This is a genomic window from Streptomyces sp. NPDC127190, assembly GCF_042672505.1.
GTDB lineage: Bacteria > Actinomycetota > Actinomycetes > Streptomycetales > Streptomycetaceae > Streptomyces.
This window is the reverse complement of the sequence record NZ_JBHXVE010000003.1, coordinates 206,989-228,840: the sequence shown is the minus strand read 5'-3', so window position 1 is coordinate 228,840 and position 21,852 is coordinate 206,989. Positions and strand designations below refer to the sequence as shown.

Below are 21,852 nucleotides of genomic sequence, written 5' to 3'. Positions count from 1 at the left end.
CACCTCGGCGGCCGGTCGATTACCTCCGGGGTCATGCCCGGGCGGCTCGGGCGACCCGTTCCGGCCACAACGGACGGCGAATATGTCAACAGACTGGCCAAAAAGTCATGGTGACAGTGTGTCGGAAGTGGCGATACTCGAACGTCAGGGACACATCACCCCACAGGAGCCGCACGAAGAGCGAGGCCCGCCCGGTACCAAGCGAGGCGACGGGGGAGTGAGACGTGCACGACGAGTTCCTGTGCCATGTCACGGCGTACGGCATGTGCGACGGCAGGCGCATCGGCGTACCGCTCGGCACCTATCGCGCGCCGACGCTCGCCCTGGCCCTGTGGTGGCTGCGGGACCGGGCGTCCTGGATCGCGGAGCGGCTCGACCCGAGCCCGGCGGACCCCGCCATCCCGGCCGGGGCGCTGGTGCCGGTCGCGGACACGGTCGCCGACGTCCCCGCCCTGCTGCGCGCCTGGTGCGCCGACGACGCCCGGCAGGAGCGGACCGCCGACGAGCTGGCGGCCGGGCGGCTGGTGCGGATCGCCGCCAGCGACGACACCACCGAGTACGAACTGCTCGCCGAGTCCGTGGACGCGCTCCGGATGCAACGCGTCGGCCCCGCGCTGGTCGAGCTCGCGTGACACGTGTCCATCCCGCTCGGACGGAACGGGACGAGCAGGCGCACATCTGAGCGGATCGGTAGAATTCTGGCCATGGCGGAGCGGTCGGTCGCCCCGGCTGTGCCCGAGCTCGTCCTGGAGACCGACACCGGGTCCACGGTGATGAGTCCGGGCCACGACTACCACGTCGGACGCGACCCGTTGAGCGACATCGTCCTCGACGATGCCCGGGTCTCGTGGCACCACGCGGTGCTGCGCTGCGACCACGACCACTGGACCCTGGCCGACACCGGGAGCACCAACGGCACCTACGCCCACGGCCACCGGGTCCGCGAATGGCGGCTCGCACCCGGCAGCGAGATCCGCTTCGGCAACCCCGTCGACGGCCCCCGCGCCCTGCTCCTGCCCGTCCCCGAACCCGCCCCCGGCCGCCCCTCGGCGGTGTCCCTGCCCGAGCGGACCGGCACCTTCCGCCGGCCCAGCAGCGTCCGCCCGCTGCCCGCCCTGACCGCCGTCCGCATCGGCCGCGCCCCCGGCAACGACGTCGTCGTGGACGACCTCACCGTCTCCCGCCACCACGCCGAACTGCGCGCCCACCCCGACGGCGGCCACGAGATCATCGACCTCGGCAGCCACAACGGCACCTACCTCAACGGCCGCCCCGTCACCCGCGCCCGGGTCGCCCCCGGCGACATCATCGGCATCGGCCACTCCGCCTTCTGCCCGGCCGGCGACCAGCTCCAGGAGTACGTCGACACCGGCCAGGTCTCCCTCGACGTCCAGGACCTCACCGTCACCGTCGGCAAGGACCGCACGGTCCTGCTGGACCACGTGTCCTTCCCGGTGGGGGAGAAGTGCCTGCTCGCGGTGGTCGGCCCCAGCGGCGCCGGCAAGTCCACCCTGCTCAACGCCCTGACCGGCCAGCGCCCCGCCGACCGCGGCACCGTCCTGTACGACGGCCGCGACCTCTACCGCGACTACGCCGAGCTGCGCCGGCGCATCGGCCTCGTCCCGCAGGACGACATCCTGCACCCGCAGCTCACCGTGCGCGCCGCCCTCACCTACGCCGCCGAGCTGCGCTTCCCCGAGGACACCGACCCGGCCGAGCGGCGCGCCCGGGTCGACGAGGTCATCCGCGAACTGGGCCTGGAGCAGCGCGCCGGCCAGCCCGTGCACAGCCTCTCCGGCGGCCAGCGCAAACGCGTCAGCGTCGCCCTGGAACTGCTGACCAAGCCCTCGCTGCTCTTCCTGGACGAGCCGACCTCCGGCCTGGACCCCGGCATGGACCGCTCCGTCATGCACATGCTGCGCGGGCTCGCCGACGACGGCCGTACCGTCGTCGTGGTCACGCACAGCGTCCTCAGCCTCGGCGTCTGCGACCGCCTCCTGGTCCTCGCCCCCGGCGGCACCGTGGCCTACTACGGCCCGCCCGGCGACGCCCTCGCCTTCTTCGGCTGCGAGCAGTGGCCCGAGGCCTTCGAGGCCTTCGACCGCGACGCGGACCGCGACTGGGCCCGGCAGTACCGCGAGTCGCCGTTCCACCGGCACTACGTCACCGGATCCACCGGCCGGCCCCACCACCCCGGCCCGGCCCCGGTCGGCCCCGCGCCCCCGCCCCGCCCGCGCTCCGCCCGGGCCCAGCTCGGCACCCTGATCCGCCGCTACACCGCCGTCCTGAGCGCCGACCGCACCTTCCTGCTCGTCATGGTCGCCCTGCCCTTCGTGATGGGCGCCATGGCCCGCGCCCTGGCGAGCGGTCGGCTCGCCCGGGACACCGCGATGAACGCGCTGCTCATCCTCTGCGTCGGTGCCGTACTGACCGGCGCCGCCAACGCGGTGCGCGAACTGGTCAAGGAACGCGCCCTCTACCGGCGAGAACGCGCCGTCGGCCTGCCCAGATCCAGCTATCTGCTCTCCAAGGTGGTGGTGCTCGGCACGGTCACGGTCGCCCAGGCCGTCGTCCTCACCCTGGTCGGCCTCCTCGGCGTCCACCTGAACGCCCCCGGCGGCCGCGGCGTCCTGCTGCCGCCGCTCGCCGAACTCACCCTCGCGGTCGCCCTGCTGGCGTTCACCGCGATGATGCTCGGGCTGCTGGTCTCCGCGCTGGTGCGCAAGGAGGAGGTGACGATGCCGCTGCTGGTGCTGCTCGCCATCGTCCAGGTGGTCTTCTGCGGCGCCCTGCTGAAACTGCACGGTGTCCCCGGCCTCGACCAGCTCTCCTGGCTGGTGCCCGCCCGCTGGGCGCTCGGCGCCATGGCCGGCACCGTCGGACTCTCCCGGATCATGCCCGACCGGCTGACCGCCGACCCGCTGTTCCGGCACGCGCCGGGCGTCTGGCTGCTCGACCTGGCCATGCTGCTCGTGCTCTCCGCCGTCTACGGACTGGTGGTGGCCCGGCTGCTGCGCCGGCAGGAGCCGGCCGTGATGCGGAGGTAGGCGGCGATGACGACCCCCGGATTCCGGCCCACGCACGTCGTCCCGGCGCGCGGCCTGCCCGCCTGGGAGGCCCCCGACCCGGCCCGCCCCACCATGCCCCTCGACCCGCTGCTCCCCGTCCAGCTGGTGGAGTGGCGCGGCGACTGGGGACACATCCGCTGCGCCAACGGCTGGGCCGCCTGGGTCGACGGCCGCCGGCTGGTCGCCGTACCGGAGGACCCGCCCGCCGCCGACGGCACCGCGGGCACCGCCGACCCCCGCCCCCTGCTGGACCGCGCCGCCGAGGCCCTGGCCGGCTACCGGGCGGCCGTCGCGGAGCTGGCCGCCGGCACCCTGGACGGCGAGGCCTTCGAGGAGCGCACCCGCGGACTGCGGCTCGGCATCGTGCTCGACGGCACGTCCATGTGGCTCTACGACGCCGAGGAGGGCCGCTGGGAGTACGCCGACGGACGGCGCCTCACCACCTACGCCACCGACCGTTCCGTCACCGGGGAGGACGCCACCGGGCACGCCCCGACCCGGCTCGTCGCCTCCGAGGGTGAACCCTGATGGCCGGCCGGACCAGCCTGTTCTCCGGCCGTCCCTCGGAGCTGATCGGCCGGCAGGTGGCGGGTTACCTGATCGAGAGCGAGATCGGGCGCGGCGGCATGGCCGTCGTCTACCGCGCCCGCGACCTGCGCCTGGAGCGCACGGTCGCGCTCAAACTCCTCGCCCCCGAACTCGCCCGGAACGACACCTTCCGGCAGCGCTTCACCCACGAGTCCCGCGTCGCCGCCGCGATCGACCACCCGCACATCGTGCCGGTCTTCGAGGCCGGCGAGACCGACGGTGTGCTCTACATCGCCATGCGGTACGTCTCCGGCAGCGACCTGCGCCATCTGCTCGACCTGCGCGGGCCCCTGCCGCTGCCGGACACGGTGCGGATGGCCGCGCAGGTCGCCTCCGCCCTCGACGCCGCCCATGAGCACGGACTGGTCCACCGGGACGTCAAACCCGGCAACATCCTGGTCGCCGAGGGCACCGACAGCGACCACCCCGAGCACGTCTACCTCACCGACTTCGGGCTCACCAAGAAGTCGCTGTCGCTGACCGGCTTCACCAGCGTCGGCCAGTTCGTCGGCACCCTCGACTACGTGGCCCCCGAGCAGATCTCGGGCCGCCCGGTCGACGGCCGCTGCGACGTCTACGGCCTGGCCTGCGTCGTCCACGAGATGCTCACCGGCCACCCGCCCTTCGAACGCGAGGACGACATGGCGCTGCTGTGGGCCCACCAGTACGACGAGCCGCCCCCGCCCAGCGGGATCCGCCCCGGCCTGCCCGGCACCGTCGACCCCGTCTTCGCAACGGCCCTCGCCAAGAGCCCGGACGCCCGCTACGACACCTGCCTGGCCTTCGTCGCCGCCCTCCGCGCGACCCTGGCCCCCGCGCCCGCCGCCGACCACCCGGCGACCGAGGTGGACCGCACGGTCACCGCGCCGCCCCGGCCGCCGCACTGGGCCGCACCGGTGTTCCGCGCCCGGGACACGGCGGCCTAGAGAGACGGCCCGGACAAGGCAGCCAGGAGACCTAGTCGGCGGGCGGCGGGGTGCTCGTCCCGCGCCCGCGGCGCACCAGCCGGGCCGGCAGCGCGCCCAGGAAGCCGGTCACCAGGCCCCACAGCGCGCCCAGTCCCACCGCCTGCCACAGCCGCGGCTCCAGGAACACCTCGCCGGACAGACTGCCGCCCAGGTCCCCGATGCCCAGCAGGGACAGCCCGTAGTGCGCCGAGATCCGCCCGGTCAGACAGATCATCAGCACCGTCAGTGCCAGCGCCACCGCCAGCTGCACCGCATGCCGCCACGGCGGGACGGCCGGGGAGCGGACCGCCGCCCGGAAGGCCACGGCGAGCAGCAGCACCGCGTCCACGGCCACCAGCCACCACCACCGGCCGTCGTGGGCGGTGAGCGAGCGCAGATTGAGCGCCGAGACGTCGGGCGTGCGCAGGATCGCGTCCAGCACCTGCGGCATCGGCAGCCCGAACGGGCCGTCCACCCGGCCGTTCCAGGTCGCCCCCAGACCCACCGTCAGGCCCAGCCAGGACAGATTCGGCAGGCCCAGCAGGATCAGCGCGAGGATCGCGCGGAGCCGCCCGTGGACGGCCGCCGTGACCAGCGAGGCGACGAGACCCACGCCGACGACGGCGAGCAGCAGCACCACCATCGCGTGGGCCGGCGGGCGCACCGACTCCTGGAGCCGCAGCAGCCGGCCCGGCAGCGGGGCCCCGCACGCGACGAGCAGCGCCAGCAGCAGCACCCCCGCCAGCCAGAGCAGCCCGAACAGCACCGTCAGCGGCACGTCCGTGGTGAACCCGACCGTCGGCGCGGCGCCGAACAGGCCCGCCAGGTCGCTGAGGGTGCCGCTGCCCAGATCGACCGCGAAGGTCTGCCGGGCGGCGAAGGCCAGCCCGATCAGCGCCGCCAGCCACGGCACCGCGATCCGGGCGGCCCAGCCGGCCAGCTCCGCGGCCGAGGCGACCGCCCGGTGCCGCAGCGGGCGCAGAAAGCCCGCGCCGACCACCAGGGCACCGGCGAGCGTCACCGACAGCGGCATCACGCTCAGCCCGGCCCGGCTCTCGGCGAGCGCCCCGGCGTTGCCCGAGAGTTCCACGCTGCCGCCGACCGCGGCCACCACCGTCGCGGCCACCACCCGCGGAAACGCGCCGTCCGGCAGATCGGCCGCGCCGGCCGCCCACAGCCCCAGCGCCGCCACCAGCACCATGACGGCCAGTCCGGTCAGCACCACGGCCACGCCCTGCACCCAGCCATGAGGGGCGACGGGCCGCGCGGAGACGGTCGGAGGGCTCACGCCAGTCACGCTAGACAGACCCGCGGCCCCGCGCCCGCCGGGTGGGCCGTCCGCGTCGGCTTGCGAGCCGGACGGCTCTGCGGCACACAATGGGAGCAACGTGCAGCTATTAGCACTAATCCGAACGTGACTGAGAAAAGCCGCGCATCGGGACGATCGCGACGGGAAGAAGTGCTCGTGAGCGTCGAACCTCCGTCCTCCGGCCGCCCCACCGGGCCGCCCTCCGGCCCGCTGTCGGGCTCTTCCCGGCCGCCCGCCGGACCGCCGCCCGCCGGACCGCCGAGCGGCGCCACCGGTCCGCACGGACCGCGCCGGCCGTGGTGGAAGTCCGTACCGCGCGTCGCGGCGCTCACCGCCGCCCTCGTCGCCGCCGTCGTTCTCGGTCTGGTCTTCACCCGTCCGGGCGGCGGCGGTTCCTCCGCCAAGGGCGGCGAGGTCTTCCTCCAGCCCGCCGGCAGCACCGGCCAGGACCCGTTCACCACGTCGACCGCGAAGCAGAGTTCCGCACCGCCCGCACCCTCCGCACCCGCCTCCGCCGCGCCGTCCGGCGCGGCCAACGCGGTCCAGGGCGTGGAGGGCGGCGCGCCGGGCCTGTACGGCGGCACCGAGAAGGTCGCCTCCTGCGATGTGGAGGCCCAGATCAAGGCCCTGGGGGCCGACCCCGCCAAGAACCGCGCGTTCGCCTCCGTGGCCGGCGTCCAGCCGTCCGGCGTGCCCGCCTTCCTGCGCTCGCTCACCCCGGTCCAGCTGCGCGTCGACACCCGCGTCACCAACCACGGCTTCCGCGACGGCGCCGCGACCAGCTATCAGTCCGTCCTCCAGGCGGGCACCGCCGTACTGGTGGACGCGCACGGCGTGCCCCGGGTGCGCTGCGCCTGCGGCAACCCGCTGACCTCGCCGGTCCCGCAGCGCACCGCCCCCCACTTCGTGGGGCAGCGCTGGCCGACGTACCGGCCCTCGAACGTGGTGGTCGTGACCCCCGCACCGGTCGTCGTCAATGTCTTCGTGCTGTACGACTCCCACCACCACGACTGGATCCACCGGCGCCGCGCCGACCAGCACTGCCGGCACGACCAGCACGCCAAGCCGCCGGTGATCCCGCACCCGTGGATCCCGCGGGTGCCGTGTCCGCCCTCGCCGGGTGCGACCGGGGCGCCGGGCGTCCCGTCGACGCCGTGCGTCCCGAGGCCCTCGTCGGGCAAGCCCCGCCCGTCGGGTTCGTCTCCCTCGTCCTCCTCCTCATCCCGCCCGTCCTCGTCCTCGTCGTCTTCCTCTTCCTCTTCCTCGTCCTCCTCGTCGTCCTCCTCGTCGTCGTCCTCTTCATCCCCTTCGTCCTCTTCGTCCTCCTCCTCGAAGAAGCCGCCCCAGGAGCTGACGTCGCCGTCGTCCTCGTCGTCGTCCTCTTCGCCGTCGCCCTCGTCCTCGAAGCCGAAGCCGCACGAGGGGCTGACGTCGCCGTCGGAGTCGTCGTCCGCGCCCTCGTCCGGTTCGCCGTCGAAGGAATCCCCGTCGAAGGAGTCCTCCAGCTCCGGCTCGGGCTCCGCGCCCGCGCCCTCGTCCAGTGCGGAGACCTCGTCGGGCGCACCGGCCTCGCGGAGCCTGCCGGCCTCGGAGAGCGCGCCGGAGTCACAGAGCGCGCCGGGGTCGGAGCAGGCCCCCGCTTCGCCCGGCGGCGAGGCACCCGGCGAGTCCCAGGGCGGCTCGGCGCCGGGCGGCTGAGCGGTCCGGCGGTGTGAGCCGCCGCACTGTGCGCGGTGGGCGAACGCCTCAGGGGACTGCCGGGCCCGGCTCGGGGTACAAGGACTGCTGCAATGGCGATCGGCCGTACCGGGAGTTCCGAGAGAGACAGCATGACCAAGGACCTGGGCGGGACAGTGATACCGACTGGTTTCGACGTACCCGTGGAGCCGCTGCGGCGAGCGGCGCATTACACCGGTGAACCCGGTTGCATCGCCGAGGCCCGGGCCTTCGCCGCCCGGTTTCTGGAGCAGCTGCGCACCGAATGGTGTGCCCACGTCGGCTCACGGGCCGACGGCGAGCTGCTCCTGGTCGTGAGTGAGCTGGTGACCAACGCCGACCGGCACAGCAACGGCCCGTACATCCTGGAGCTGGAAGGCACCGACCGCGCCGTCACGGTGTACGTGTACGACAGCAGCAGCACCCTGCCCCGCCGCTACCCCAAGGACCCCCGGCGCGTCGGGCGGCACGGTCTGGAGATCGTGCACGCGCTCGCCTCCGAGGTCACCGTGGAGCGGGTCCCCGTGGGCAAGCGCGTGCGCGCCCGCTTCGAGCTGACGCGCTGAGCGCCCGGCCGCCGGCTGCTGGGCGCCGCCGCGGCCCGCGCCCCTCAGGGCCCGCCGCCCCGTCAGGCGCAGCGGGCCCCTCACATCAAATCCAGTCAGATCCAGCCGGCCCGTCAGGCGCAGCCGAGTTCGCCGAGCATGCCCTCGCGCAGCCGTGTGATGATCCGCTTGATCAGCCGCGACACATGCATCTGGGAGCAGCCCAGCCGTTCGCCGATCTCCGCCTGGGTGGCCTCCTCGACGAACCGCATATGGATGATCTGCCGGTCCCGTTCACTCAGCTCGGCCATCAGCGGCGCCAGTGCGTGGAAGTCCTCGACCAGCCGCAGCCCCTCCTCCTCCACGCCGATGAAGTCGGCGAGCACGGCCTCGCCGCCCTCGGGTCCGTCACCGGTGAGCGCGGCGTCCAGGGAGGCGGAGTGGTAGCCGTTGGAGGCGAGCTGGGCCTCGACGACCTCCTTCTCGGAGAGGTTCATCAGCGTGGCCAGCTCGGTGACCGTCGGGTCCCGGTCCAGCCGGCTGGACAGCTCCTCGCGGGCCTTGGCCAGCTCCACCCGCAGTTCCTGGAGCCGGCGCGGGACGTGCACCGCCCAGGTGGTGTCCCGGAAGAACCGCTTGATCTCGCCGACGATGTACGGCAGCGCGAAAGAGGTGAACTCGACCTCGCGGGCCAGCTCGAACCGGTCGATGGCCTTGATCAGACCGATCATGCCGGTCTGGACGATGTCCTCCATGTCGTCGCCCCGGCCCCGGAACCGCCCGGCGGCGAACCGCACCAGCGACATGTTCATCTCGATGAGGGTGTTGCGCGCGTACTGGTACTCCGGCGTCCCCTCCTCCAGCTCGGTCAGACGGCGGAAGAACTGGCGGGACAGCTCGCGGGCGTCACGGGGGGCCACGGAAGCGGGGTCGGCGATGCCAGGCAGTGACCCCGCACCCGTCCCGTCCCGCTCGGTCTCCTCGACGACCTCTGCTGCCGGCCGGATCGCGGCGGTGTTCATTACCTCTCCCACAAAAGTCACGTTTCCCACGAAAGTCATGGTTCGGCGATTACCCCGAGTACCCGCAACCCGGCGATTCACGCCGGTCCGCGGGCTCTCGCACAGGGCGGGTACCCGCTGTGACGGTCCGCATGCGGGTGGATTTCCCTCACGGCGCAATCCGTACGTCTGCACCGCGCCCGGCCCGGCTCCTACGCTGACCGGGTGAGCAACCAGACGAGCACCTCAGCCCGAGTGGTCCCCCTGCGCCCGGCCGCCCGCCCGGAGGAGCCGGCGCCCGCGCCCCGCGAGCCCCTGTGGCGTGATCTTGTCGGCGAGGTGCTGCGCCGCGAGCGGCTGGCGCAGCAGCGCACGCTCAAGGAGGTGGCGGACGCCGCCCGGATCTCGCTGCCCTATCTGTCCGAGGTGGAGCGCGGCCGCAAGGAGGCCTCGTCCGAGGTCCTCGCGGCCGCCGCGCAGGCCCTCGGCCTGGGCCTCGGTGACCTGCTGTCGCTCACGCAGGGCGAGCTGACCCGGCGCACGACGCCGGCCCGCCGTGCCGCGAGGGCCCCGCAGCGGTCGTACCAGGGACTCTGCCTGGCCGCCTGACCGGCCCGGCCGGGTCACCCGGACGGACTGTCCGGCGGCCCGGCCGATGAGTTTCCCGGCGAGGACCGGTCGACACTGGTGACCGTACGACGACATCCGGGAGCGCTCATGACCACCGACGGTTTCACCACATGTCTCTGGTTCGACGGCCAGGCGGAGGAGGCCGCGCACTACTACGTGTCGGTCTTCAAGAACTCCCGCATCGAACGGGTGGGCCGCCACACGGAGGCCGGCCCCGGCCCGGCCGGCTCCGTGCTCGCCGTGGAGTTCACCGCCAACGGCCAGAAGTTCGTGGCCCTCAACGGCGGCCCGCAGTTCACCTTCAACGAGTCGATCTCGTTCCAGATCCACTGCGCCGACCAGCAGGAGATCGACCACTACTGGAACAGGCTCACCGAGAACGGCGGCGAGGGCGGCCCGTGCGGCTGGCTCAAGGACCGCTACGGCGTCTCCTGGCAGGTCGTCTACGGCCGTCTGATCGACCTCATCAGCGACCCGGACCAGGAGAAGGCCGCCCGCACCATGCGCGCCATGATGGCCATGGGGAAGCTCGACGTGGCCGCCCTGGAGCGGGCGTACGCGGGCGAGTAGGACGGATGGAGCCGCACCCCGCGGGGTGCGGCTCCATCCCGAGCCTCGCGCTCCTGCCCCGGCACCCGCGCCGGCGGCCGGCCCCGGCTCAGACCCGGTCGGCCGCGATCAGCAGGTACTGGAAGCTGCCGTTGCGATAGGCGTCGAGGAAGGTGTCCTCGATGCCCGTGACCAGATGGTCGGCCTTTTTGCGCAGCTCCCAGTAGGGGATGGCGGCGGCGGTCAGGTCCTCCACGTGGACCGGCACCAGACGGTTGGCGGCCAGCGCCCGGAAGTACGCCGAGCGCGGGTGGATGTCGCAGATGTAGTGGGCGTTGATCAGGGACACCTCGCGGGAGGCCTGCCCGTAGGTGTCGTTGTAGCACCCGGTGATCACCACATACCGGCCGCCCCGGCGCAGCAGCCGCGCATGCTCGGCGAAGAGCAGGTCCAGCTCGACGTACATGGTCGACTCGTTGTTCCAGGAGGCCGCGTAGGCGCCCGTCGGCAGGCCGGTGTCGAGCATGTTGCGGTGGTGGTAGCGCACCTTGTCGTCGATGCCGCGCGCACGCGCCTGGTCATTGGCGAACCCGGCCTGCTTGGCGGAGATCGTCACGCCGTCGGCATGACAGCCGTACCGCAGATGCGCCACGACACTGCCGCCGCCCCGGCCGCAGCCGGCGTCGAAGACCCGGTCGGCGGCGGAGAGGGGTCCGAGGTGGGAGGCGAGCAGCTCGGCCTGGGCGTGTTCCAGGCGGTGCAGCTCGGCGGTGATGCGCCGGCTGCGCCGGTCGGGATCGGGCTCGTCGAGCACCGAGAGGTCGGCCTCGCCGATGCCGTAGTGATGGTGGTACAGGTCGTCGATCCTGCCGAGTTCCAGGTTGACCGGGTTCTCCTCGGCGTTCCAGTACTCGGCGACCCGGCTCTGGTAGGTGGACTGGGCGGGGACCGGAACCGGCGTGGTCCGGGCGGCGGGGACGGTGGTCAAGGGTGACTCCTTCTCGCACATGTGACGGCGTTCCGGCGGCGGTTACCAGTAGTCGGGCAGGTGGTAGCGGTGGGTGTTGGTCGCGTGCCACTCGTGGTTGCCCGCCACCCAGGCCGCGAGCCCCTGGACATAGCGCTCCACGAGCGGTGAGGTCGCCGACAGCAGGGCCGACTCCTCCTCGAAGGCCGACATGATCCGGTTGTGGATCTCGACCGACCGCAGATAGGCGGCCTTCAGCCCGCACCGCTCGGCGGCGGCGACGACCTGCGGCAGGTTCAGATGCGTCGGGTCGCTCGCGAGTTCCTTGGTGAAGGAGTACAGGTCGTTGACGATCGTCGTCGCGTTGCAGGCCAGGGCGGTGATCCGCTGGATCTCCGGGCGGGCGTAGACCTGCTCGGGCAGCTCGTAGCCGTCCACGGCGTCGACGATCGACAGACACGGACGGAAGTTGTTGAACTGCCGCATCACCAGGTACTCCCAGACGCGCGGCGCGTACCGGGTCTCCGCCCAGGCGGCCTCGGCCAGATAGCCCAGGTGCAGCCGGGCGATGTCGTGCACGAACCGGTCCGTCTGGCTGGGCGTGGCGAACACCGCGAAGTCCCGCAGGGCGAGGTGGTACGAGCGCAGCGGACCGTCCGCCCGCACCCCGCGGCGCCATTCCTCCTCCAGTTCGGGGATGCCGTGATACGGGTCGAGCGCCGACTGGGCCATGATCAGCCGGGCACCGAGCCCGCGGTGCGACCCCCCGCGGTCCTCGTCCTCCTCGCAGTAGCAGTTGTCCACGATGTTCTCGGCGAGCAGCAGCTTGCCCGCCACGGTGAGGCGCTCGAGGTCGGCGGCGCCCGGATGCTGGAGCACCACCGCCCGGCCGAACTGGAAGCCGCTGAAGTCCCCCTGCCAGGCCGCCGGGAACAGGTCCTCCGCGCGGGCCCAGGCCTCCAGCCGCCGGTCGATCTCGCGCACCTTCTCCGGGTCGGCGGGGACCGCGGGCCGGTACAGCAGCCCGGGGATCGCGCCCCCGCGCCGGGAGCGCAGACTGCGGGCGAGGTTGGGCGGTCCCGGCAGTGCGGAGGCGGTGACAGAAGTGCTCATACGGTGCTCCGTGCCGTCACGCGGGAAGTGGTCGGAATCGTCACTCGGGCACCCTGCCGATCTGGACGTTCTCCAGGATCCCGGCCGCGTCGGGCACGAGGATGGCCAGCGAGTAGTACGCCGTCACCAGGTAGTTGATGATCGCGGCCGTGTCGATGCCCATGAACCGCACGTTCAGCCCCGGCTGGTACTCCTCCGGGATGCCCGTCTGGTACAGGCCGATCACGCCCTGGTCGGCCTCGCCGGTGCGCAGCGCGATGATGCTGCTGGTGTGGTCGTCGCTGACCGGGATCTTGCTGCACGGGAAGATCGGCACACCGCGCCAGGCCGGCACCTCGTGCCCGTCGACGCTCGCCGTGCCGGGCACCAGCCCGCGCCGGTTGCACTGCCGGAAGAACGCGGCGATCGCCTTGGGATGGGCGAGGAACACCTTGGTCTTGCGCCGCATGGACAGCAGCTCGTCCATGTCGTCCGGGGTCGGCGGCCCGGTGAAGGTGCTGATCCGCTGCCCGTAGTCGACGTTGTGCAGCAGCCCGAACTCCCGGTTGTTGACCAGCTCCCACTCCTGGCGCTCGCGGATCTCCTCGACCGTCAGCCGCAGCTGCTGCGCGGTCTGGTCCATGGGGTCGTTGTAGAGGTCGGCGACCCGGGTGTGCACCCGCAGCACGGTCTGGGTGAGGGACAACTCGTACTCGCGCGGGGCGAGTTCGTAGTCCACGAAGCCGCCGGGCAGGGTCTGCTCGCCGACATGGCCGGCCTGCACCGGCACCTCGGCCTCGCCCTTGCGGTTCATGGGCCGGCGCTGCTGCTCGACATAGGCCCGCAGATGCGCGGCCAGCGACGGCACCCGCTCGATGAACTCCTGGACCACGCCCCAGGGCAGGGCGAGCACCACGCCCGCCGTCTCGGCCCGCACCGAGCCGAGCCACAGCGGGTCGGGCTGGCCGACCGCCTCGTCGCCCATCTGGTCGCCGTCGGTGACGACCCCGGTGATCTCCTCGTCGCCGTACTTGCCGGTGGTGTAGCGGGTGAACCGGCCGTGCACGACCAGGTAGGCCTCGGTGACCGGCTGCCCGGCCTCGAAGAGCACCTGCCCGGCGCGCACCTCACGGGGCTGGAACCGGCCGGCCAGCTCCCGCAGCACGTCGGTGTCGGGATAGCCGCGAAGGATCGGCAGTTCGGTCAGCGTCTCCGGGATGACCCGGATGTCGTCGGCGCCGTTCTGCTCGAAGTGCACCCGGCCGCGGCCGGTGCGCAGTTGCAGCCGCCGGTTGACCCGGTAGGTGCCGCCCCTGACGTCCACCCAGGGCAGGCTCTTCAGCAGCCATCGGGAGGTGATGGCCTGCATCTGCGGTGCGGACTTGGTGGTCGTGGCGAGCTGGCGTGCCGCATGGGTGCTCAGACTCGTGGCCCGCTCGGCGCCGGGCGGGCCGGGGGCGGGTTCGTCGACGGTGGACCCGATGGCGCTGTCCGGTGTGGACACATTCCCTCCAGCAGTGAAGGAAGAGGCGTGACTGGATCGGTCGATGGGATGCCGGATGGCGGTGTGCGCTCCGGGATCAGCCAAACAGGCCGGATGATCTCCCGGTACGGCGCGAAAGGGGCGCTTTCGCTTCCGGACGGCGCAGAACCACCGACGGTGGCACCGGGTCCGGCCGGGTGTCGCCATGCGCCGGTCCGCGGCCCTCGGACCCGGGTTTCGGGCCGCCTCAGGACCCCGGCCACCCCCTCGCGCACACGTTCGCCGAGCGCCCCGTCCGAGGGATGACTAGCGTGAAGAGCGGGATGAAACGCCTCAGGGGGACGATCCGCGCCGTCGGCGGGTCTTCCGCCCGGGACCGACCAGGAGGGCCGGGAGCATGGCCGTACCACCCGAAGGAACGCCCTGCTGGGCGGATGCGATGTTCAGCGACGTCGAGGGAGCCAAGCGGTTCTACGGCGACGTCCTCGGCTGGACCTTCGGCGAGTCCTCGTCGGAGTACGGCAACTACACACAGGCCTACGCCGACGGCAAGGCGGTCGCCGCGGTCGTCCCGCCCATGCCCGGCCAGGAGGGCCAGTCGGCGTGGTGCCTGTACTTCGCCTCGCCGGACGCGGCCGCCACCGCCGCGAAGATCCGGGACAACGGCGGCGAGGTGCTGATGGAGCCGATGAAGGTCGGCGACTTCGGCACCATGTGCCTGGCCCGGGAGCCCAGCGGAGCCGTCTTCGGCGTGTGGCAGGCGGGCACCCACGAGGGCTTCGAGGCGACCGGGACACCGGGGGCCTACTGCTGGGCGGAGGTCTTCACCCGGGAACCCGAGAAGACCGACGGCTTCCTGGCCGGCGTCTTCCGCTACCGGATGAAGGACATGCGCGACGAGACGGTCGACTTCCGCCTCTTCGACGTCGGCGAGGACACCGTCCTCGGCCGGATGCGGATGACCGACGACTTCCCGCCCGAGGTGCCGTCGTACATCAACGTCTACTTCACCGTGGCCGACTGCGACACGGCCGTGGCGCGCGCCCGCGAGCTGGGCGGCATTCTCCGCTTCGGCCCGATGAGCAGCCCGTTCGGCCGGTTCGCCGCGCTCACCGACCCGCAGGGCGCGAACTTCTCGGTGATCGACATCACCACCACCGAGGGCGAGCGGCCCGAGGTCGTGGAGGTCTGACCGGGCCCGGACCGGCGGGCGGCGCGGTCATGGCATGATCGGGCGTATGCGTGAACGTGTGGTGGCCGCGTGCGACGGGGCTTCGAAGGGAAACCCGGGACCGGCCGGATGGGCGTGGGTGGTCGCGGACGCCGACGAGCGGACCCCCGCCCGCTGGGAGTCCGGCCCGCTCGGCCGGGCCACCAACAACGTCGCCGAGCTGACCGCCCTGGAGCGGCTGCTCGCCGCCGTCGACCCGGATGTGCCGCTGGAGATCCGGATGGACTCCCAGTACGCGATGAAGGCCGTCACCACCTGGCTGCCCGGCTGGAAGCGCAACGGCTGGAAGACGTCCGCCGGCAAGCCGGTCGCCAACCAGGACCTGGTGGTCCGCATCGACACCCTGCTCGACGGCCGCTCGGTCGAGTTCCGCTATGTCCCGGCCCACCAGGTCGACGGCGACCCGCTGAACGACTTCGCCGACCGCGCGGCCAGCCAGGCTGCCTCCGTGCAGGAGGCGGCCGGCAGCGCGCTCGGCTCGGCGGTGCCGCCGCCCTCGCCCGACACCCCGAAGGCGTCCGCCCCGCGGGCGAAGGCGCCCCGGCGCACCGGCGGCGCGGCCTCCTCGCGCACCATCAAGGCGAAGTTCCCCGGCCGCTGTCCGTGCGGCCGCTCCTACGCGGCGGGCGAGAAGATCGCCAAGAACGCGCAGGGCTGGGGTCACCCGGAGTGCCGTACCACGCAGGCCTGACCGGCCCGGTGACCGGTCAGCGGTCGAAGGTGTAGAACTTCGTGTGGTCCAGCAGGTCCGCCGGGCGCACGTCGTTCCACGGCTTCATGGTGTCCTCCAGGTCCACCACGTCCGGTGTGCCGCCCGTGGGCACATAGCCCGCGTCCGGGTGCCGCCGCTGCCACTCGGCCCACAGCTTGTCGATGAAGGCGTGGTGCAGCCAGAACACCGGGTCGTTGGGGGAGACCCCGGTGGCCATCTGCCCGCCGACCCAGACATGCACCCGGTTGTGCAGATTGACCCCGCGCCAGCCCTCGAGATGGTTGCGGAAGCCGTCCGAGGCACTGTTGTACGGCGCCATGTCGTACGTCGCCATCGACAGCACCGACTCCACCTCGGCGGGCGTCGGCAGCTCGCGCACGGCCGTTCCGAGCGAGCGGCGCAGGAACGTACGGCCGTCGACGCGTATGTTCATCGGCCAGTTCCCGGAGGTCGCGGCGAACGGGCCGTCCATCACCCGGCCGTCCGTGCTGCGCCCGGTGCCGCCCAGGAAGTCCGGCGCCCACAGCGAGGCACGCACCGTGCGGTCGGTGCTCCAGTCCCAGTACGGCAGCGCCACCGAGGAGTCCACCGACTGAAGGGCCTGCTCGAAGTCGAGCAGGAATCTGCGGTGCCAGGGCAGGAAGGAGGGGGAGCGGTGGCCGGTGCGCTCCCCGGAGTCGGTGTCCGACATGATGAAGGCGTTGTGCGTGCGGACGAACTCGTCGTAGCGTCCGCTGCGCTTGAGCTCGAGGACGGCGGCGACGAACCGGCGCTTCTCGTCGGCGGTCAGGGCGGCCTGGTTCTTGCGTACGGTCATGGTGCGTGGTGCTCCGGAAGTCCTTGCGGGGGCGGTCAGTTGGTGGGCATCGACATCTGCATGGGCACCAGCGGGGCACCCTGGAGCTCGTCCACCGCGGCGCGGGCGGCGGCGCGCGGGGTGGGCACCGGGTCGTAGTGGCTGACGACACTGATCCAGGTGCCGTCGGCGTTGCGCATCACGTGCAGCGGCATGCCGTCGATCAACACCTCGTATCCGCCGCCGTGTTCGTGGTGGTGGCCGCCGTCCATCGCCATCGGCCGGCCCTGTATCCGGCGGCCCCGGTAGACCTCGTCGAACGTGTCCGAGCGGGGGTGCTCGTGGCCGGCCGCGGCCGTGGCGGCGGGGGCGAGGACGGCGGCGGCCGAGGCCGTCGCGGCGAGTGCGGCCGCGGCGGTGAGCGCGCGGCGGCGGGTGATCTGTGGCATGCGGATCCTCCTCAACGGGTGGTGCGGTGGTGACGTCGCATGCCTATCGGGAGGTCGGCGAAACGGAGAAATCCCCCGGAACGGGTTGGCTGTGATCCGGACAATTAACCACATGTCGTACAGTGTTGAACCAAGTTGATCTTGCTGTGCCGATCTGCCGATCTGCTCCGGAACGGGGAATTCCTTGCCCGTCCGCCCGGCTTTCCGGTGATCTTTCGCGCGGACGGCCCGTCCGAGTGGCGTGGCTCACGACGTCAAACTGGCGCGATCGGACGACCCTCCTTCCCCTGCTACTGTGCGGTGCCGATCGACCACATCGAGTGACTGTCAGGGGTGTGCACGTGAAGGTCGTCTGCGTCGGAGGCGGGCCCGCGGGCCTGTATCTCGCCATCCTGCTGAAACGGCAGGACCCGTCCCGGGACATCACCGTCCACGAGCGCGACCCGGAGGGTTCGACCTACGGCTGGGGCGTCACCTACTGGCACGGCCTGCTCGACCGGCTCCGGGCGCACGACCCCGAGTCGGCCCGGGCGATCGAGGAGCACTCCGTCCGCTGGAGCGAAGGCGTCGCCCACGTACGGGGACTGACCACCCGTCACCGCGGCGACGAGGGCTACGGGATCGGCCGGCACCGGCTGCTCGAGCTGCTCGCCGACCGGGCCCGCGCCCTCGGCGTGCGGCTGGAGTACGAGAGCGAGATCACCGAACCGCCCGCCGACGCGGACCTCGTCGTGGCCGCCGACGGTGTGCACAGCGCCCTGCGCCGCCGGCACTCCGGCCGCTTCGGCACCGAGATCGCCTCGGGACGCAACTCCTTCGTCTGGCTCGGCACCACCAAGGTCTTCGACGCCTTCACCTTCGCCTTCACCGAGACCGAGCACGGCTGGATCTGGGCCTACGGCTACGGCTACAGCGAGGAGCACAGCACCTGCGTCGTCGAATGCTCCCCGCAGACCCGCACCGGCCTCGGCCTGGACCGGGCGGACCGCAGCGAGGGACTCGCCCTGCTGGAGAAGCTCTTCGCCGGCGTCCTCGACGGCCACCCCCTCATCGGCCGCCCCGGAGCCGGCTGGCAGACCTTCCGTACCGTCACCAACCGCAGCTGGCACCACGGCAACCTGGTGCTGCTCGGCGACGCCGCCCACACCACCCACTACTCCATCGGCGCCGGCACCACCCTCGCCCTCGAGGACGCCATGTGCCTGGCCACCGCCCTGACCGAGCACGCCACCCTGCCCCAGGCCCTCGCCGCCTACGAACGCCGGCGCAGGTCCGAGCTGCTGTCCGCGCAGAGCGCCGCCCGGTACAGCGCCCAGTGGTACGAGAACCTGCCCCGCTACATCGACCTGCCCCCGCACCGCATGTTCGCCCTGCTCGGCCAGCGCCACTCGCCGCTGCTGCCGTACGTCCCGCCGCAGCTGTACTACGGCCTCGACAAGGCCGCCGGACAGCTCGAGGTCCTGCGCCGGCTCAAGCGCTGGCTCGGCCCCCGGGCGGCCCGCGCCCTCCAGCACGCCCGCTCCACCGCCGGCCGCAGCTGACCGACGGACCGGCTCCCCACCCCCCCACCCCGGAAGGGATCCCCCCGCATGGCCGTACCCACCGCCTTCGACCAGACCTCGTCCGGCTACAGCCTGGAACGCGCCTACTGGCTGGCCCACGCCGCCGAACTGGCCTACAAGGACCGGGCCGTCATCGAGGACCAGGCCGCCCAGTGGGGCTTCGACCAGGTCCGCCACCACGAGACCCGCTTCACCCCGCCCTTCCCGTTGCAGGACACCCAGGCGTACACGCTGGCGAGCGACCGCATGATCGTCACGGCCTTCCGGGGCACCGAACCCGCCCAGATCAAGGACTGGCTCTCCGATGCCACCACCCCGCCCTGGCCCGGCCCCGGCGGGCACGGATACGTCCACCACGGATTCGCCGAGGCCCTGGAATCGGTCTACCCCGACGTCCACGACACCCTCCAGGAGCTGCGCACCGACGGCCAGACCGTCTACTTCACCGGGCACAGCCTCGGCGGCGCCCTCGCCATGCTGGCCGGCGCCCGGCTCTACCTGGAGCAGCCGCACCTGGCCGCGGACGGCGTCTACACCTACGGTCAGCCGCGCACCTGCGACCGGCTGCTCGCCGAGGCCTTCCACAAGGGTTTCGGCGGCCGCATGTACCGCTTCGTCAACAACAACGACATCGTCCCCCAACTCCCGCCCGAGCCGGCCTTCACCCACGTCCGGGCACTGCGCTACATCGACTCCCACGGCAAGGTGCACGAGTCCATGCCGATGCTGTCGGCCCTCGGTGACCGGGCCAAAGGGCTGACCGCCGACGCCTTCGCGCCCGCCTCCGACGGCATCCGCGACCACTTCATGGGGAACTATCTCCTGGCCCTGGAGAAAAACCTCGTCTGACGGTTCTCACGCCGGCACGAAAAGCCGGGGGCGCACACATTAAAGCGTTGGTGAATGACCATTCACCCGTTAGGGTGAATCGTCATTCACCTCGCCGCCCATGTGCCGTCCGCAGGAGAACCGATGGAGCACCCCGCACCGATACCCCCGCCCGCAGTCAAGCCACCCCGGCTGCGGGACCGGCTGACCATCCCGGTGCTGGCCTCGGGCGGCATCCTCATGGCGATCATGCAGACCGTCGTCGTCCCCCTGCTCCCGGCCCTGCCCCGGCTCACCGGCGCCTCGGCCGCCGCCGTCTCCTGGATGGTCACCGCCACCCTCCTCTCCGGCGCCGTCCTCACCCCCGTGCTCGGCCGGGCCGGCGACATGTACGGCAAACGCCGGGTGCTCATCTCGGCACTCCTCCTGATGACCGTCGGCTCCGTGATGTGCGCCCTGACCTCCGACATCGGGGTGCTCATCGCCGCCCGCGCGCTCCAGGGCGCGGCCGCCGCCGTGGTCCCGCTGTCCATCAGCATCCTGCGCGACGAACTCCCGCCCGAGCGCCGGGGCTCGGCGGTGGCGATGATGAGCTCCACCGTCGGCATCGGCGCCGCCCTCGGCCTGCCGCTCGCCGCACTGGTCGTGCAGTACGCCGACTGGCACACCATGTTCTGGATGACCAGCGCACTCAGCGCCCTCGGGGTCGCGGCGACCTGGTGGGCGGTCAGCGAGTCACCCGTGCGCGAGCCCGGCCGCTTCGACGTGCCCGGCGCGCTGGGCCTCGCCGCCGGGCTGGTCTGCCTGCTGCTGGGCGTGTCCCAGGGCGGCACCTGGGGCTGGAGCAGCCCCCGGGTGCTCGGGCTGTTCCTCGGTGCCGTCGTGGTCCTGGCCGGCTGGTGGTGGCAGCAGCTGCGCGCCGAACGGCCGCTGGTCGACCTGCGGCTGGTCCGCCGACCCCAGGTGGGCCTGTCCCATGTGGCCGGGCTGCTGGTCGGATTCGCCTTCTACGCCAACTCCCTGGTCACCGCCCAGCTCGTGCAGGCCCCGAAGGCCACCGGCTACGGCCTCGGCCTGTCGCTCGTGGAGACCGGTCTGTGCCTGCTGCCCGGCGGCATCACCATGCTGCTGTTCTCCCCGCTGTCCGCCCGGATCTCGGCCGCGCGCGGCCCCCGGATCACCCTCGCACTGGGCGCCGCCGTCATCGCCTTCGGCTACGCCGTCCGCATCGCCGACAGCCGCGAACTCTGGATGATCATCCTGGGCGCGACCGTGGTGACGGCCGGTACCACCCTCGCCTACTCGGCGCTGCCCACCCTGATCCTGCGGGCCGTCCCCGCCGGGCAGACCGCCTCCGCCAACGGCGTCAACGTCCTCATGCGCACCATCGGCCAGGCCACCTCCAGCGCGGCCGTCGCCGCCGTCCTCGTCCACCACAGCAGCGCCGTGGCCGGAATCCCCGTACCCACCCTGAACGGCTATCTGCTCGCCTTCGCGATGGCGAGCGCCGTCGCCCTCACCGCCTGCGTGGCCGCCCTGGCCATCCCGGGCGACGGTCCCCGCGGCCGCCACCGGCGTGTCCGGAACACCCGGAGCACCCGGGGCGCCCGCGACGCGGCGCTGGAAGGAACATGAGGAGCGTGAGCACCACCCCGCCCCGACCCGGTACGACCGCCCCCGCCCGCCGCGACGCCGAGGCCACCAAGGCGGCGATCCTGAAGGCGTGCCGGTATCTGCTGACCCGCCACGCGCACGCCGACATCACCCTCAAGGCCGTAGCCGAACGAGCCGGTGTCAGCCCGCCGTTGATCCTGAAGTACTTCGGCAACAAGGACAACCTGTTCGCCCGCGTCATGTCCTTCGACACCGACGCCGACGACCTGCTGGACGCCCCGCTCGACGCCCTCGGCCGGCACATGGTCCGCCAGGTGCTGACCAGCCAGCGCGAGCGCGGCACCGATCCGCTGCTGCGCATCACCTTCGCCCCGCTGCACGGAGACCTCGGCGACCTCCTGCGCGCCAACTTCCGCGCCCAGGTGACCGAGCGCCTCGCCGCCCGGCTGACCGGCCCCGACGCCGGTCTGCGCGCCGAACTGGCCGTCGCCGCGGTGGTCGGCGTCGGAGTGATGTACGGCATCGCCCGCGGACCGCACCTGCACGGGGCCGACACCGACGCCCTCGCCGACCGCTACGGCCCGCTCGTCCAGCAGCAGCTCACCCCCGGCACCCGGGCCGCTCCCGCCGTGTGACGCACCCCCGCGCACGGGTACTCGTGCCGCACACCGCCGGAGGGGATCTGGGAAGCTGCCCTGAGGCTGTGGTGGGACTACTGGCCGTGCCGGTGCTGATGGAGATATTGATCTTGTCAAGGAAAGCGCC

General features: G+C 72.4%; 20 protein-coding genes and 1 pseudogene. 14 read left to right on the top strand and 7 right to left on the bottom strand.

Annotation, left to right across the window (positions count from 1 at the left end; all coding sequences use genetic code 11):
* Nucleotides 1-224 precede the first annotated feature (224 nt).
* The 4 genes from ACFVIU_RS06785 (at nt 225) to ACFVIU_RS06770 (ending at nt 4,582) form a co-directional block, all read left to right on the top strand.
* Nucleotides 225-632 carry a hypothetical protein gene (locus ACFVIU_RS06785; RefSeq protein WP_385841079.1) on the top strand — a complete coding sequence of 136 codons (408 nt, stop codon included), beginning with the start codon at nt 225-227 and terminating at the stop codon, nt 630-632.
* A 72-nt stretch (nt 633-704) separates the two neighbouring features.
* Nucleotides 705-3,047 carry an FHA domain-containing protein gene (locus ACFVIU_RS06780; protein ID WP_385841078.1) on the top strand — a complete coding sequence of 781 codons (2,343 nt, stop codon included), beginning with the start codon at nt 705-707 and terminating at the stop codon, nt 3,045-3,047.
* A gap of 6 nt (nt 3,048-3,053) precedes the next feature.
* Complete coding sequence (locus ACFVIU_RS06775) at nt 3,054-3,596, top strand: hypothetical protein (RefSeq protein WP_385841077.1); 543 nt, start codon at nt 3,054-3,056, stop codon at nt 3,594-3,596.
* On the top strand, nt 3,596-4,582 hold the full coding sequence (locus tag ACFVIU_RS06770) for a serine/threonine-protein kinase (RefSeq protein ID WP_385841076.1): 987 nt from the start codon (nt 3,596-3,598) through the stop codon (nt 4,580-4,582). The genes ACFVIU_RS06775 and ACFVIU_RS06770 overlap by 1 nt, the downstream gene beginning before the upstream one ends.
* 31 nt (nt 4,583-4,613) lie before the next feature.
* Here ACFVIU_RS06770 and ACFVIU_RS06765 read toward each other — a convergent pair whose 3' ends face one another.
* Nucleotides 4,614-5,891, bottom strand: coding sequence for a streptophobe family protein (locus ACFVIU_RS06765; RefSeq protein ID WP_385841075.1), 1,278 nt, complete (start codon nt 5,889-5,891; stop codon nt 4,614-4,616).
* Nucleotides 5,892-6,068: 177 nt separating this feature from the next.
* Here ACFVIU_RS06765 and ACFVIU_RS06760 point away from each other — a divergent pair.
* Both ACFVIU_RS06760 and ACFVIU_RS06755 read left to right on the top strand, forming a co-directional pair.
* Nucleotides 6,069-7,310, top strand: a pseudogene (locus tag ACFVIU_RS06760) (DUF6777 domain-containing protein); the annotation flags it as partial.
* A gap of 431 nt (nt 7,311-7,741) precedes the next feature.
* Nucleotides 7,742-8,194 carry an ATP-binding protein gene (locus ACFVIU_RS06755; RefSeq protein WP_385841074.1) on the top strand — a complete coding sequence of 151 codons (453 nt, stop codon included), beginning with the start codon at nt 7,742-7,744 and terminating at the stop codon, nt 8,192-8,194.
* 113 nt (nt 8,195-8,307) lie between these two features.
* On the opposite strand, the gene ACFVIU_RS06750 is transcribed toward ACFVIU_RS06755, so the two are convergent.
* Nucleotides 8,308-9,195, bottom strand: a complete 888-nt coding sequence (locus tag ACFVIU_RS06750) for an RNA polymerase sigma factor SigF (protein ID WP_385841073.1) — start codon at nt 9,193-9,195, stop codon at nt 8,308-8,310.
* A gap of 204 nt (nt 9,196-9,399) precedes the next feature.
* On the opposite strand from ACFVIU_RS06750, the gene ACFVIU_RS06745 reads away from it, so the two are divergent.
* Nucleotides 9,400-9,783, top strand: coding sequence for a helix-turn-helix domain-containing protein (locus ACFVIU_RS06745; protein ID WP_385841072.1), 384 nt, complete (start codon nt 9,400-9,402; stop codon nt 9,781-9,783).
* 108 nt (nt 9,784-9,891) lie between these two features.
* A complete protein-coding gene (locus ACFVIU_RS06740) occupies nt 9,892-10,374 on the top strand; it encodes a VOC family protein (protein WP_385841071.1) in 483 nt (160 codons plus the stop codon).
* Between the two features lie 88 nt (nt 10,375-10,462).
* Here the strand turns inward: ACFVIU_RS06740 and ACFVIU_RS06735 are convergent, their stop codons facing one another.
* The 3 genes from ACFVIU_RS06735 to ACFVIU_RS06725 are packed head-to-tail and all read right to left on the bottom strand — an operon-like array spanning nt 10,463 to nt 13,916.
* Nucleotides 10,463-11,341, bottom strand: coding sequence for a geranyl diphosphate 2-C-methyltransferase (locus ACFVIU_RS06735; RefSeq protein WP_385841070.1), 879 nt, complete (start codon nt 11,339-11,341; stop codon nt 10,463-10,465).
* Nucleotides 11,342-11,383: 42 nt separating this feature from the next.
* Nucleotides 11,384-12,433 (bottom strand): family 2 encapsulin nanocompartment cargo protein terpene cyclase, encoded by a 1,050-nt coding sequence (locus tag ACFVIU_RS06730; protein ID WP_385841069.1) that lies wholly within the window; start codon nt 12,431-12,433, stop codon nt 11,384-11,386.
* Nucleotides 12,434-12,473: 40 nt separating this feature from the next.
* Nucleotides 12,474-13,916 (bottom strand): family 2B encapsulin nanocompartment shell protein, encoded by a 1,443-nt coding sequence (locus ACFVIU_RS06725; protein WP_385841068.1) that lies wholly within the window; start codon nt 13,914-13,916, stop codon nt 12,474-12,476.
* A 376-nt stretch (nt 13,917-14,292) separates the two neighbouring features.
* Between ACFVIU_RS06725 and ACFVIU_RS06720 the strand changes: the two genes are divergently transcribed.
* Both ACFVIU_RS06720 and ACFVIU_RS06715 read left to right on the top strand, forming a co-directional pair.
* Entirely contained in the window at nt 14,293-15,087 is a 795-nt protein-coding gene (locus ACFVIU_RS06720; RefSeq protein ID WP_385841067.1) for a VOC family protein, read from the top strand.
* A 34-nt stretch (nt 15,088-15,121) separates the two neighbouring features.
* On the top strand, nt 15,122-15,817 hold the full coding sequence (locus ACFVIU_RS06715; protein WP_385841066.1) for a ribonuclease H: 696 nt from the start codon (nt 15,122-15,124) through the stop codon (nt 15,815-15,817).
* A gap of 16 nt (nt 15,818-15,833) precedes the next feature.
* On the opposite strand, the gene ACFVIU_RS06710 is transcribed toward ACFVIU_RS06715, so the two are convergent.
* Nucleotides 15,834-16,655 carry a tyrosinase family protein gene (locus ACFVIU_RS06710; RefSeq protein ID WP_385841065.1) on the bottom strand — a complete coding sequence of 274 codons (822 nt, stop codon included), beginning with the start codon at nt 16,653-16,655 and terminating at the stop codon, nt 15,834-15,836.
* Between the two features lie 35 nt (nt 16,656-16,690).
* Nucleotides 16,691-17,083 (bottom strand): tyrosinase cofactor, encoded by a 393-nt coding sequence (locus ACFVIU_RS06705; protein WP_385841064.1) that lies wholly within the window; start codon nt 17,081-17,083, stop codon nt 16,691-16,693.
* Between the two features lie 335 nt (nt 17,084-17,418).
* Between ACFVIU_RS06705 and ACFVIU_RS06700 the strand changes: the two genes are divergently transcribed.
* From ACFVIU_RS06700 to ACFVIU_RS06685, 4 genes are all read left to right on the top strand, one after another.
* Nucleotides 17,419-18,624 (top strand): FAD-dependent monooxygenase, encoded by a 1,206-nt coding sequence (locus tag ACFVIU_RS06700; RefSeq protein WP_385841063.1) that lies wholly within the window; start codon nt 17,419-17,421, stop codon nt 18,622-18,624.
* A 48-nt stretch (nt 18,625-18,672) separates the two neighbouring features.
* Complete coding sequence (locus ACFVIU_RS06695; protein WP_385841062.1) at nt 18,673-19,494, top strand: lipase family protein; 822 nt, start codon at nt 18,673-18,675, stop codon at nt 19,492-19,494.
* Nucleotides 19,495-19,617: 123 nt separating this feature from the next.
* Nucleotides 19,618-21,108, top strand: a complete 1,491-nt coding sequence (locus ACFVIU_RS06690) for an MDR family MFS transporter (RefSeq protein ID WP_385841061.1) — start codon at nt 19,618-19,620, stop codon at nt 21,106-21,108.
* A complete protein-coding gene (locus ACFVIU_RS06685; RefSeq protein ID WP_385841060.1) occupies nt 21,105-21,722 on the top strand; it encodes a TetR family transcriptional regulator in 618 nt (205 codons plus the stop codon). Before ACFVIU_RS06690 ends, ACFVIU_RS06685 begins: the two co-directional genes overlap by 4 nt.
* The last annotated feature ends 130 nt before the right edge of the window (nt 21,723-21,852 follow it).

Excerpts from the sequence above, each read along its gene's own strand:
- ACFVIU_RS06710 (WP_385841065.1), bottom strand. The coding sequence starts at position 16,655 with ATGACCGTACGCAAGAACCAGGCCGCCCTGACCGCCGACGAGAAGCGC.
- ACFVIU_RS06695 (WP_385841062.1), top strand. The coding sequence starts at position 18,673 with ATGGCCGTACCCACCGCCTTCGACCAGACCTCGTCCGGCTACAGCCTG.
- ACFVIU_RS06780 (WP_385841078.1), top strand. The coding sequence starts at position 705 with ATGGCGGAGCGGTCGGTCGCCCCGGCTGTGCCCGAGCTCGTCCTGGAG.
- ACFVIU_RS06740 (WP_385841071.1), top strand. The coding sequence starts at position 9,892 with ATGACCACCGACGGTTTCACCACATGTCTCTGGTTCGACGGCCAGGCG.
- ACFVIU_RS06690 (WP_385841061.1), top strand. The coding sequence starts at position 19,618 with ATGGAGCACCCCGCACCGATACCCCCGCCCGCAGTCAAGCCACCCCGG.
- ACFVIU_RS06770 (WP_385841076.1), top strand. The coding sequence starts at position 3,596 with ATGGCCGGCCGGACCAGCCTGTTCTCCGGCCGTCCCTCGGAGCTGATC.
- ACFVIU_RS06705 (WP_385841064.1), bottom strand. The coding sequence starts at position 17,083 with ATGCCACAGATCACCCGCCGCCGCGCGCTCACCGCCGCGGCCGCACTC.
- ACFVIU_RS06685 (WP_385841060.1), top strand. The coding sequence starts at position 21,105 with ATGAGGAGCGTGAGCACCACCCCGCCCCGACCCGGTACGACCGCCCCC.
- ACFVIU_RS06775 (WP_385841077.1), top strand. The coding sequence starts at position 3,054 with ATGACGACCCCCGGATTCCGGCCCACGCACGTCGTCCCGGCGCGCGGC.
- ACFVIU_RS06715 (WP_385841066.1), top strand. The coding sequence starts at position 15,122 with ATGATCGGGCGTATGCGTGAACGTGTGGTGGCCGCGTGCGACGGGGCT.
- ACFVIU_RS06750 (WP_385841073.1), bottom strand. The coding sequence starts at position 9,195 with ATGAACACCGCCGCGATCCGGCCGGCAGCAGAGGTCGTCGAGGAGACC.
- ACFVIU_RS06755 (WP_385841074.1), top strand. The coding sequence starts at position 7,742 with ATGACCAAGGACCTGGGCGGGACAGTGATACCGACTGGTTTCGACGTA.
- ACFVIU_RS06730 (WP_385841069.1), bottom strand. The coding sequence starts at position 12,433 with ATGAGCACTTCTGTCACCGCCTCCGCACTGCCGGGACCGCCCAACCTC.
- ACFVIU_RS06720 (WP_385841067.1), top strand. The coding sequence starts at position 14,293 with ATGGCCGTACCACCCGAAGGAACGCCCTGCTGGGCGGATGCGATGTTC.